The following is a 12,201-nucleotide window of genomic DNA, read 5'->3' on the forward strand; positions in this document are numbered from 1 at the left end:
ACCGCGGGCGTCGACCCGGTGCCCTTCCTCACTCCGGATCGCGGAGCCGGGCGACGATCGCCTCCGCCGGTCCCGGTGGGCCGAACAGCCGGCCCTGCGCGGTGTCGCACCGCAACGCCCGCAACCGTTCCGCCTGTACCTCGGTCTCCACCGCCTCCGCCGTGACCCACAGTTCCAACGCGTGGGCCAGCCGCACCAGCGCGTCGACGATGCGTTCGTCGCGGTGGTCGGCGTCGTCCGGCTCGGTGCCCCGGATCCCCTCGACGAACGGGCCCGCCAACTTCAGGCAGGTGATCGGCAACCGGCGCAGGTAGGCCAGATTCGAGTACCCGGTGCCGAAGTCGTCCACGGCCAGCCGTACGCCGAGCGCGGCGAGCCGGTGCAGCGTCCGCAGCGGCTCCCCCGCCGACCCCATCACCGCGCTCTCGGTCAGCTCCAGTTGCAGCAGTTCCGCCGGCAGTCCGCTGCTGGCCAGCGCGTCGGCCACGGTGTCCACGATCGCCGGGCGGTCGGCCTGGCGGGCGGCCAGGTTGACGCTCACCACCAGCCCGGCGTCCGGGAACTCGGTGTGCCACCGCTGGGCGTCGCGGCACGCCTGCCGCAGCACCCACTCACCGAGCCGGACGATCAGGCCGGTCTCCTCGGCGAGCCCGATGAACCGGTCGGGACCGATCAGCCCGAGCTCCGGATGCTGCCACCGGACGAGCGCCTCGACGGCCAGCATGCGGCCGTCGAGCAGCGACACGATCGGCTGGTAGTGCAGCACGAACTCGCCCCGGTCGAGGGCCAGCGGCAGCCCGGCGGCCAGCGCCGACCGGGCGGAGTCCCGAGCGCTGCGCTCAGGGTCGTACACCGCCCACCGGTCCCGGCCCTCCGCCTTGGCCCAGTAGAGCGTGGCGTCGGCGGCCTTCATCAGCTCCACGACGCTGGTGCCGGCGACCGCCGAGTCGACGATGCCGATGCTCGCCGAGACCGCGAGCTGCTGGTCGCCGACGTGCACCGGCGCGGCGACGGCGGCCAGCGCCGACTCGGCCACGGTGATCACGTCCTGGACGGCGGTGACCCCGTCGACCAGGATGACGAACTCGTCACCGCCCATCCGGGCGACCAGGTAACCCTGCTCGGCCACGCAGTCGGCCAGCCGTCGGGCGATCATCACCAGCAGCCGGTCGCCGAGGGCGTGCCCGAGGCTGTCGTTTATCGCCTTGAAGCCGTCCAGGTCGAGGAAGCAGACACCGACCCGACCGGGTGCGTCGGGCTGCTCGACCAGGCCGGCCAGCGTGTCGAAGAACAGCGTCCGGTTCGGCAGGCCGGTGAGCGGGTCGTGCAGCGCCTGGAAGCGCAATCGCTGCTGGAGTTCGTACCGTTCGGTGATGTCCTCGACCACGGCCACGGTGAACCGGGGCCGGCCGTCGTCGTGGCGGATCAGTGAGACGGCCAGGTCGGTCCAGACGGCGCTGCCGTCCTTGCGGTAGTAGCGCTTCTCGACCCGGACCGCGTCGTGCTTGCCCTCGATCAGTTCCTGGTACAGCTCCCACATGCCGGCCGCGTCGTCGGCGTGGAACAGCGACGCCACGTTGAGCTGCCGCAACTCCTCGACGGGGTAGCCGAGCATGTCGGCGAAGGCGTGGTTGACGTCGATGATCGTCCCGTCGGCTGCGGCGATGCCGATGCCGATGGCCGCACCGTCGAAGACCGCCCGGAAGCGGGCCTCGCTGTCACGCAACGCCTGCTCGGCGTCGTCTCGCGCCTGCCACATGGCGCGGGCGATCCCCTCCTGCTGGACGAAGGTCCGCTCCCGCAGCGCGCCGGCGAAGCCGGCCGCGAGCGCGCCCCGCATCACCGCGAGCCGCTCGTCGAGGTCAGGCGGCCCGGCCACGGCGAGGACCTCGGTCCGGAACCGCTCACCGAGCGTACGGATCGACCACTCGATCACCCCCGGCTCGGTGAGGTGCGCGGCGACGAGTGAGCGTCCGACCTCCTCCGCCGCCGCTGCCGGTTCCTCGGCGGAGAGCAGCACCTCCGCCAGTCGGAGGGTGTGTCCGAGCAGCAGCCGCTCGGTCTCGGCCGCGCTCAGCGGCACGAAACCGAGCCGGCGTACGGCCCGCGTCCAGGCGGCGGCGTACCGCTGGGCGCCGGCCGGGTCGACGGTTTCCCCGCCGGAGGCACCCACGGCGGCCATCGGATCAGCCGGCGGGCCGGTCGTTCCGGGCGACACCACCGAAGGCACCGAAGCGCTGCCCGTCGGCGGTGGCCTCGGACGGCGAGTCGGGTCGCCACAGCTCCATGTGCACCACCCCGGGCTCCACAATGGTCCAGTCGCCGAAGAATGCGGTGATCTCGGCCCGCGAGCGGAGGGTGATCTCGGTGGCGGTACGCGCCGACAGCCGCTGCGCGTCGAGCATCTCCTGCGGCTGGTCCTCGAAGGTGGAGTGGGAGATCACCAGGTAGCTGCCGGAGGCCGTCGCCGCGCGCAGGGTGGCCAGGATGTCACCGGGCCGGTCGGTGTCCGGGACGAAGTGCACCACCCCGGCGAGCAGGATGCCCAGCGGCCGGTCGAAGTCGAGCAGGTCGAGTTTGCGCGCCTCGGTCAGGATCCGTTCCGGATCCCGCAGGTCGGCGTGGATGACGCCGGTCGACTCGTTGCCGGCGAGCAGTTCCCGACTGTGCGCCACCGCGACCGGGTCGATGTCGACGTAGACCACCCGGGCCTTCGGGTTCGCGGCCTGGGCCACCTCGTGCACGTTGCCGACGGTGGGGATGCCGGAGCCGATGTCCAGGAACTGTTCGATACCGGCGTCGAGCAGGGCGTGCACTGCCCGGCGAAGGAACTCCCGCCCGGCCCGCATCGTCGCCGGCAGGTTCGGCGTCATGGCCGCGATCTGGTCGGCCAGTTGCCGGTCGATGTCGAAGTTGTGGGCGCCGCCGAGGAAGTAGTCGTACACCCGCGCCGCGCTGGGCCGGGAGAGGTCGATCTCGGCGGGAAGTCCGTCCGGCTGTTGCACTGGTTGCACCTCACGTCGTCGCCGTGGATCGTGATGCTGACCACTCTAGGCCGGTCCGTCGCGCGGGGGGGAGATCCACAACGCTCTTTTCCTGATCCACCGTTCGGTGCCGACGGGTCAGGCGGCCTCCAGCAGCAGCGCGATGCCCTGCCCCACCCCGATGCACATGGTGGCCAACGCCCGCCGCCCGCCGCGTCGACGCAGTTCCAGGGCGGCGGTGAGGGCCAGCCGGGCACCACTGGCGCCGAGCGGGTGTCCCAGGGCGATGGCGCCGCCATTGGGGTTGACATGCTCCGCGTCCTCCGGCAGGCCGAGTTCGCGCAGCACCGCGACTGACTGGGCGGCGAAGGCCTCGTTCAGCTCGATCACGTCGATGTCGGCGAGCGCCAGCCCCTGCCGGTCCAGCAGCCGCCGGGTCGCCGGAACCGGCCCGATGCCCATCACCCGGGGCGGCACACCGGCCGCCGCCGTGCCGGTGACCCGGGCCAGCGGCGTCAGACCGTACGCGGCGACGGCCGCCTCCGAGGCGACCAGCAGGGCCACCGCGCCGTCGTTGACGCCCGAGGAGTTGCCGGCGGTCACCGTGCCGCCGTCGCGGAACGGGGTGGGCAGCGCCGCCAGTTTCTCCAGCGAGGTCTGTCGGGGGTGCTCGTCGACCTCGACCAGCCGGGTCTCCCGCCGGCCCGCCGGCACGGTCACCGGCACGATTTCCTCACCCAGCCGGCCGTCGGCCTGGGCCTTCGCGGCCCGCAACTGCGAGCGGTACGCGAACTCGTCCTGTGCCGCCCGGTCCACGCCGTACTCGGCGGCCACGTTCTCCGCCGTCTCGGGCATCGAGTCGATACCCCAGCCCCGCTCCATCAGCGGGTTCACCAGCCGCCAACCGATGGTGGTGTCGTACACCTCGGCGGATCGGGAGAACGCGGTGGTGGCCTTCGGCATGACGAACGGCGCCCGGCTCATGCTCTCCACCCCGCCCGCGACGACCAGGTCCGCCTCACCGGCGACGATCGACCGGGCGGCGGTGGCCAGCGCGTCCAGCCCGGAGCCGCAGAGCCGGTTGACCGTGCTGCCGGGCACCTGCTCGGGCAGCCCGCCGAGCAGCGCCGCCATCCGGGCCACGTTGCGGTTGTCCTCGCCGGCCTGGTTCGCGCAGCCCAGCACCACGTCGTCGGTACGCGCCCAGTCCACCGACGGATGCCGCGCGACCAGCTCGCGGATCACGTGGGCGGCCAGATCGTCGGGGCGTACGCCGGCCAGCGCGCCCGCGTACCGGCCGATCGGGGTGCGGACACCGGCCACCAGGTATGCCACGGTCATCGCGAGTCCTTCGGGGGTGGGGGAAGGTCGTCAGGGGTGCGTCCACCGGGTCCACGGCGACTCACCGACGGCCAGGATATCCCCGCTGGGTGCCGATAGGTTGTGGGCATGGCACGGGCCCAGTTCAGCGCGGAGACCAGCGGCGGCGCGTTCGTCCGCCAACCCAACCGGTTCACCGGGCGGGTAATGCCGCACTCGACCGCACCGCCGGGCGGCGGACCGGACGAGCAGGACCGCTGGCCACTGGAGCCGGGCCGCTACCGGCTGATCTGGTGCCGGGCCTGCCCCTGGGCCCACCGGGCGCTCATCGTGCGGAACCTGCTCGGGCTGACCGACGCCATCTCGCTGGGCACCGTCGACCCGATCCGCGACGACCGAGGTTGGCGGTTCGCCCTCGACCCGGACGGCTTCGACCCGGTGCTGGGCATCGGTTTCCTCTCCGAGGCGTACCTGGCCACCGATCCGGACTACACCGGCCGGGTGACCGTGCCGGCGCTTGTCGACACCCGGACCGGCCGGGTGGTCACCAACGACTATCCGCAGCTGACCCTGGACCTGTCCACCGAGTGGCGGCGGCTGCACGCCCCCGGCGCGCCGGACCTCTACCCGGTCGAGCTGCGCCCGGAGATGGACGCGCTGATGGCCGAGATCCACCGGGACGTCAACAACGGCGTCTACCGATGCGGTTTCGCCACCTCCCAGCAGGCGTACGACGAGGCGTTCGAGGCGCTGTTCGTCCGGCTGGACGCGCTGTCGGAGCGGCTGGCCGGCCGGCGTTACCTGATGGGTGACTCGATCACCGAGGCGGACGTGCGCCTGTTCACCACCCTGGTCCGCTTCGACGTCGCGTACCACGGGCACTTCAAGTGCAACAGGCAGAAGCTCACCGAGATGCCGGTGCTGTGGGCGTACGCCCGGGACCTGTTCCAGACCCCCGGTTTCGGGGAGACCGTCGACTTCGACCACATCAAGCGGCACTACTACGCCACTCATCACGAGATCAATCCGACCGGCATCGTCCCCCTCGGGCCGGACCTGCACGGCTGGACAACGCCGCACGGGCGTGGCTGAGCCGCCGGCAACGGTCCGACGGTCGGTGCGACGCGGCGCCGCGCTGGTCGCTGCGCTCTGCGCCCTGGCTGGCGCGGCTGCGGTGACACTCGCCGTGGTCGCCGGCCCAGGACCGGGCCTGACCGGGTACGTGAGTGAGGCCGGTGTCGTCGACAGCGACTATGCCTGGACGTACCGGATCGGAGTGTTCACCCTGGCCGGGGCGCTGCTGCTGCTCGCCGTCGCGGTACGGGTCGGTGCGCGGCACTGCGGCGACACGGCACTTCGGGTCGCCGTGACGCTGCTCGTGGTGGCGAGTCTGTGCACGGTCCTGTCCGGAGCGGTGACGTGCAGCGCGGGCTGCCCACTGCCGCCGTTCGAACGGGCCACCGTGGCGGATCTGGTGCACGGTGCGGCCAGTGTCGCCGCGACGGCGGCGGTGGTCTTCGCGATGCTGGCGGTCGCCTTCTCGCCGGTGGCGCGACGCCGGCTGCGGCGCACCGGCGTCGTCGCGGCAGCGGTGTCGTTGCCACTCGCGGGCGCGGTCGGTTTGGCGATGCTGCTGGTTGGCCGGAGTCCGCTCGTCGGGGTGCTGGAGCGGCTGCTGCTGACGGTTGTCGTCGGCTGGGCCCTCGCCACCGCCGGAGCGTTGGCGGTACGCGACCCCACGGCGGTGGCGGCGCAGGACCAGCGGGCACCGACCGTGCGCGAGCCCACAGCTCGCCGTCGGCGCTGAGGTCGCGCCCCCGGGAGAGGATGGCGCAATGAGTTCGTTGTTCACGCCGCTGACGCTGCGGACGGTCACCCTGCCCAACCGGATCGCGCTGGCACCGATGTGCCAGTACAGCGCTGGCCCCGACGGCCTGCCCACCGACTGGCACCTGGTGCATCTCGGCACCCGGGCGATCGGTGGCGCGGGCCTGGTGATGACCGAGGCGACCGCCGTGCTGCCGGAGGGCCGGATCAGTCCGCAGGACACCGGGTTGTGGTCCGGGCGCCACGTCGACGCCTGGCGGCCGGTGACCAGGCTCGTGGCCGCGCACGGCGCGGTGCCCGTGGTGCAGCTCGCGCATGCCGGGTTCAAGGCGTCGACGTACCGGCCGTGGGAGCCGCGCCAGGGTGGGGTGCCGGACGCCGAGGGCGGCTGGACGCCGGTCGGGCCCACCGGTGAACCGTTCGTGCCGGAGTACCGGGTGCCGTCGGCCTTGGACGACGCCGGGATCGCCGATGTCGTCGCGGCATTCGCCGAGTCCGCCACGCGGGCGGTGGCGGCCGGCTTCGCCGGCGTGGAGATCCACGCTGCACACGGCTACCTGCTGCACGAGTTCCTCTCTCCGCTGACCAACAATCGGGCCGACGGCTGGGGCGGTGACCGGGCCGGACGGATGCGGCTGACGCTGGAGGTGGCTCGGGCGGTGCGCGCCGCTGTCGGTGAGGACGTGCCGGTACTGGCCCGGATTTCGGCCACCGACTGGGTGCCGGGCGGCTGGACGGTCGAGGACAGCGTGGCCCTCGCCGCCGAACTCGCCGCCGCCGGGGTGGACCTGATCGACTGCTCCTCCGGCGGGGCGTCGCCATCCGCCAAGGTCCCGGTCGGGCGCGGCTACCAGGTGCCGCTGGCCGCTCAGGTCCGCCGCGAGGCGCAGGTGCCGACCGGCGCGGTCGGCCTGATCGTCGAACCGGAGCAGGCCGAGGCGATCATCGCCGACGGCGAGGCCGACCTGGTGCTGCTCGGCCGGGAACTGCTGCGCAATCCGTACTGGCCGCACCAGGCGGCCGCCAAGCTGGGCGCCGCGCCCAACTGGCCGGCCCCGTACCTGCGGGCGGCCTGACCGGCGGGTCCGGCTGCCCGGTGACGACCGAGGGCAGCCGGACCCGCGCGGATCTCAGACCCGCTCTCAGCCGGCCAGGTGACCCCAGCGTCGGTCCAGGTCACGCCACGGACCCTGGGCGGCCACCGTGCCGGCGATGAGCACCACCACGTGGTCGGCCCGCACCAGCGCGGCCCGCTTCGAGGTGGAGCCGACCACTGTCACTCCCCGGTCCCGCAGTGCCTGCCACAGCGCCAGCTCGGTGGTGACGTCCAGCGCGGAGGAGACGTCGTCGGCCACCAGCAGTTCGGTACGCGGCGCCAGCGCCCGGGCCAGCGCCAGCCGTTGCAGCTGCCCACCGGACAACCGGGTGCCCTTGTGCCCGATGAGCAGGCCGAGCCCGCTGCCGGTGGCGGCCAGGTCGTGGTCGAGCTGGGCGGTGCTGACCGCGTGCGCGGCGTCCACCTGATGCCCGAGGGTGATGTTGTCCGCGACCGTGCCGGAGAGCACCCGGGGCAACTGACCGACGTAGCCGACCTGGTTGGGACGCAGGAACAGCTCCGGCTCGGTCACCGGCTCGCCGTTCCAGGTCAGCAGCCCGGTGTGCGGGGCGATGCCGGCGAGGGCCCGCAGCAGCGACGACTTGCCCGAGCCGACCGGCCCGACCACGAGGACCAGCTGCCCGCGGGCCACGGTCAGGTCCACGTCGCGCACGGCGGTGGTGCCATCGGTGTGCCGGACGCCGAAGCCGACCAGTTCCAGCCGCCGCAGCGGGGTACGCGGTGGCACCGTCGGGGCGGGGGCGGTGCCGGCGGCCAGGTCCACCCCGGGCACCCGCGCCGAGTACGCCTCGATCCCGGTCATCTCCGCCGTCCGTCGGGTCCACACCCGCGCCGACGGCACCTGGGAGATCAGTGAGGCGGTGGTCCAGGCGAACCAGCGGGCCGCGCCCAGCGTGGCGACCGCGACCAGCGCCGCCCCGGCGGAAAGCCGACCGGTCAGGAACAACGCCCACACGCCGATCGGGAACAGCCCACTGGCCACCGCCGGCGTGGAGCGTGCCCAGACCTGCACGGCGATCTCCCGGCGCTGCCGTTCGCTGCGTACGGTGTCGAGGTTGGCCAGGTGGGTCAGCACAGGTCGGGTGGCCCCGGCCAGCTTCACCGTGCGGGCCGCGGACAGCGTGGAGACCAGGGCGGTGGCGAAGGCCGCCCGCGCGGCGACGGTGTCCCGCGCCGCCCGCTCCAGTCTCGGGCCGAACGCTGTGGCGGCCAACCCGGAGAGCACCATCGTGCCGAGGAAGAACAGTCCCGGTACCACGCTGCCGGTGATCAGGGTCATGGCGACCAGCAGGATCAGGCCGACGGTCTGGTCGAGCACGTTGTCGGCGAGTTGGACGACCCGCTCGGTGTCGCCGCCCTGGGCCACCACCTCGGCGGGGGTGTGCCGGCTGACCCGGCGCGGGCCGGTCTGGCCGTACACCAGGCGGGCGCTGATCCGCAGCATCTGCCGTACCCACCAGGCGGGGAACCACAGGTGGGTCCAGTAGTGCGCCGGGATGGCGAGGATCAGCCCGGCCGCGATACCGACGGCGGGCAGCCAGGGGTCGCCGGTGCCGTCGACCACGTCGGCCCAGAGCCAGGCGAGCACCGGCCCGTCCAGGCCGAGGATCGCCAGCACGGCGAAGATGCCCACCGCCGCCGCGCCGTACCGGGGGTCGTTGAGGCAGAGCCGGGCGATCTCCCGCAGGGTCCGTCCCCGGGAGGCCGGTCGCCGGTCGGCTTCGGTCGCCGCGTCCGTGGCACCGGCGCCGGTTTCACGCCCGCCGACCTGTCGCCCCTCCGCCGGGTCGACCGGCTCCGGCCCGACGACCGGCGCGGGATCGCCCACCGGTAGACCTGCCTCGACGTCGTGCCGGGCGGGCAGCTCAACATCGTCCGGCGGTGGCGAGTCCGTGCCGTCGCCGGTCTCGCCACCGCCGGGCAGCAGCACGTCGGCGCCACGCGCGGCGGCCGGGCGGGCCCCCACGGGCGCGCTGATCGCGGCCGCCTGGCTGAACGTGCCGGCTGGTGTGGCGGCGGCCGGGTTGGCACCGACGAGCGCCGGCTCCGCCCAGATCCGGTCCGCCGCCGGCTCCGGCAGCAGCTCGGTTGCCACGTCGACACCGTGCCCGCCCTGGTGCCCGGCCGCCAGCAGCTCGGCGAAGCGCCGCGACTCGGCCAGCGGGGCGGCCTCGACCACGGCACCGTCGGCCAGTACCACCACCTCGTCGCAGCGGCTCACCGACGACAACCGGTGGGCGATGACGATGCCGATCCGGTCGCGCAGCAGCCGCTCGGTGGCCTGCTGCACCCGGGTCTCGGTGACCGGGTCGAGCCGGGCGGTGGCCTCGTCGAGGATCACCACGTGCGGGTCACGGACCAGGATCCGGGCGAAGGCGACCAACTGCTCCTGACCGGCCGAGAGCACGTGGCCGCCGTCGCCGAGGCGGGTGTCCAGGCCGGCCGGCAGCTCGGCGATCCAGTTGGCCAGCCCCAACTCGTCGAGGGCCCGGGCGGCGGCGTCGAGCAGCTCGGGGTCGAACAGCGCCACGTTCTCGGCGAGCGTGCCGGCGAGGATCTCGGTACGTTGCGGCACCACGGCGACCCACTGGCGCAGTTGCTCCACGTCGAGGTCGAGCACGTCGCGCCCGGCGAGCAGGACCGTCCCCGCTGGCACGTCGACCGCCCGGGTGAGCAGCTTGGCCAGCGTGGACTTGCCCGACCCGGTGCGGCCGACCAGGGCGTACGAGCGGCCCCGTACGAAGGTCAGGTCGACGTCACGCAGTGCGGGGCCGCGATCGGCGTCCGGCCCGGTGCTCGGGTAACGGTAGGTCAGGTCGCGGATGACCAGGTCACCGTCGCTGGGGGCGGCACCGCCGCTGGGTTCCTGCGGGGCGGCCGAGAGCAGTTGGACCCGCCCCCACGCGCCGAGTGCGTACTGCACCTCCGGCACCATCCGGCTGACGTGTTCGACGGTCATGCCGAGGGAGAGTGCGAGCAGCCAGATCGCGGTGATCCGGGCGGCATCGACCCGGCCGGTGGTCAACGCCCACACCCCACCGAGCACGACCAGCGCCACCCCGGCCCGGGTCACCCCGGCCGCGACGGTGTTGACCTGCGCCGACATCTGCCACACCCGCAGTCCACGGCGCAGCACCTCGGCCGCCCGGCCGGCGTACAGGCGCAGCACGTACGGCCGGGCCAGGCTGGTGCGTACGTCGTCCTGGCCGTGGATCGACTCCTCCATCACGGCCGCGAGGTCCGACCAGGCCGCTTCCTCGTGCATCCGGGCCGGGGCGATCCGGGCGGCGGGACGCCGCAGGGTGTACGCGAGCAGGACGCAGAGCAGCAGCATGCCGAGCCCGGCCGGCCACCAGACGGTGAGCGCGACGAGCGTGGACAGCAGGCCGACGGCCAGCGCCTGGGCCAGCCGGACGCCGGGGCCACGCACGCCCGAGGCGACGTCGTACACGTCGCCGTCGATCCGGTCCAGCATCTCACCGACCGGGGTCGTCTCCAGGGCGGGCACGGGCTGTCCCAGCGCCACCCGACACAGACGACGGCGCAGGTCGGCGGACCAGTCGGCGGTCACGCCGGCCATCACCAGGCTCACCACCAGGTCGCTGACGACCGCCGCGACAAGCGCCACCGACAGCAGCACGAAGAACCCGACGGAGCGGTGCAGCAGCACCGGCCCGGCGAGCGCGGCGGTGGCCGCCTGGCCGATGCCGCCGAGCAGGATCAGGACGACCACCAGGGTCATCCGGCGCGCGGAGGTGACCCACAGATCACGGAGCAGGCGCATGCGTCGGTTCCTCCGGTCTGGTGGCGGAGTTTCCAGCCTGCTTCGCCCGGCCGCCTGACTCAACGCATTTTCGCCGGTGGCGGGGCGTGACGAGGATCTCCGTCAGCCGGCGGGCCAGCTCAGAACAGCACGGTCGCCAGGGTGCCGACCGGACGGAAGCCGCAGCGCTCGTAGACCCGTCGGGCGGGCAGGTTGAAGTCGTTGACGTAGAGGCTGACCGTCGGGGCGACCCGGTTCAGCGCGTCGGCGACCACCGCGGCCATCGCGGCGGTGGCGATGCCGCGTCCCCGCCACTCGGGTGCCACCCACACCCCCTGGACCTGCGCGGTGCGCCGGGTGACGACCGCCAGTTCGGCCTTGAACACCACCCGGCCGTCGACGAAGCGGGCGTACGCCCGGCCGGAGCGGATCATGTCGGTGACCCGGCGCCGATACCCGCGCCCGCCGTCCTCGGCGAGTGGGGAGACGCCGACCTCTTCGGTGTACATCGCCACCGCGGCCGGGAAGAGCCGGTCGAGTTCGCCGCTGCGCACCCGGCGCACCTGCGGGTCGACCGGGACCGGGGGCGGCGCGTCGGTGACCAGCAACGGCTGGTTGGCGCGTACGTCGCGGGCCGGTCCCCAGGTGTCGGAGAGCCGCTCCCACAGTTGCAGGACGGCGTCGGCCCGCCCGACGATCGAGGAACAGAGCCGTTCCTCGCCGGCCAGCAGGTCGGCGAAGGCCGCGATGGCCTGCGGGCCGGCCAGCACCGGGGTGAGGTTGCCGCCGAGCCAGCAGACCGATTCGAGGTGCCGGCGGGAGCCGTACCCCAGCACCCGGCCCTCGGCCCGCCACCAGGCCAGCCCGCGCGCGGCGACCCGCTCCGCGACCTGCGCGCTCGCGAACGGGTCGAGGTCGAGCAACCGCTCGACCGCGCGCCGTTCCGATTCCCCGATCTGCCGCACCGGCGCCGTCAGCACGGTTACAGCCTGCCAGATCCCTTCACCTTCCGTCGGCAGACACCAACCCCACCCCAACCCACCCCCACCCACCCCCACCCGCGTTGATCAAGAAGTTTTCGCCAATTTCGGAGGCGAGTCACGACGCGAACTTCTTGGTCAACAAAGCGGAACCCGGGCGGGCTGAGGTGAAGGTGAGTTGTCGGCGTTGTGTTGGCGATATATCGTTGA

8 protein-coding genes are annotated in these 12,201 nt (G+C 73.3%); 3 read left to right on the forward strand and 5 right to left on the reverse strand.

What is annotated here, in order from left to right; translation table 11 throughout:
• Positions 1-28: 28 nt before the first annotated feature.
• From O3597_RS18210 to pcaF, 3 genes are all read right to left on the reverse strand, one after another.
• On the reverse strand, positions 29-2,182 hold the full coding sequence (locus O3597_RS18210) for an EAL domain-containing protein (RefSeq protein ID WP_281601855.1): 2,154 nt from the start codon (positions 2,180-2,182) through the stop codon (positions 29-31).
• Between the two features lie 4 nt (positions 2,183-2,186).
• A complete protein-coding gene (locus O3597_RS18215; RefSeq protein ID WP_281601856.1) occupies positions 2,187-3,005 on the reverse strand; it encodes an SAM-dependent methyltransferase in 819 nt (272 codons plus the stop codon).
• A gap of 117 nt (positions 3,006-3,122) precedes the next feature.
• Positions 3,123-4,325, reverse strand: a complete 1,203-nt coding sequence (pcaF, locus tag O3597_RS18220; RefSeq protein ID WP_164445680.1) for a 3-oxoadipyl-CoA thiolase — start codon at positions 4,323-4,325, stop codon at positions 3,123-3,125.
• A 186-nt stretch (positions 4,326-4,511) separates the two neighbouring features.
• On the opposite strand from pcaF, the gene O3597_RS18225 reads away from it, so the two are divergent.
• Genes O3597_RS18225 through O3597_RS18235 form a run of 3 tightly spaced genes read left to right on the forward strand, consistent with a single transcriptional unit; the run spans position 4,512 to position 7,207 of the window.
• Positions 4,512-5,396, forward strand: coding sequence for a glutathione S-transferase C-terminal domain-containing protein (locus O3597_RS18225; protein WP_281604579.1), 885 nt, complete (start codon positions 4,512-4,514; stop codon positions 5,394-5,396).
• 25 nt (positions 5,397-5,421) lie between these two features.
• Positions 5,422-6,111: a DUF998 domain-containing protein gene (locus O3597_RS18230; RefSeq protein WP_281601857.1), complete on the forward strand. Its 690-nt coding sequence runs from the start codon at positions 5,422-5,424 to the stop codon at positions 6,109-6,111.
• Between the two features lie 28 nt (positions 6,112-6,139).
• Complete coding sequence (locus O3597_RS18235; protein WP_281601858.1) at positions 6,140-7,207, forward strand: NADH:flavin oxidoreductase/NADH oxidase; 1,068 nt, start codon at positions 6,140-6,142, stop codon at positions 7,205-7,207.
• 66 nt (positions 7,208-7,273) lie between these two features.
• Here O3597_RS18235 and O3597_RS18240 read toward each other — a convergent pair whose 3' ends face one another.
• Both O3597_RS18240 and O3597_RS18245 read right to left on the reverse strand, forming a co-directional pair.
• A complete protein-coding gene (locus O3597_RS18240; protein ID WP_281601859.1) occupies positions 7,274-11,032 on the reverse strand; it encodes an ABC transporter ATP-binding protein in 3,759 nt (1,252 codons plus the stop codon).
• A gap of 119 nt (positions 11,033-11,151) precedes the next feature.
• Positions 11,152-11,991, reverse strand: a complete 840-nt coding sequence (locus tag O3597_RS18245; protein ID WP_164445684.1) for a DUF4081 domain-containing GNAT family N-acetyltransferase — start codon at positions 11,989-11,991, stop codon at positions 11,152-11,154.
• Positions 11,992-12,201: the final 210 nt, after the last annotated feature.

Source organism: Verrucosispora sp. WMMA2044 (genome assembly GCF_027497155.1).
Lineage (GTDB): Bacteria > Actinomycetota > Actinomycetes > Mycobacteriales > Micromonosporaceae > Micromonospora > Micromonospora palythoicola.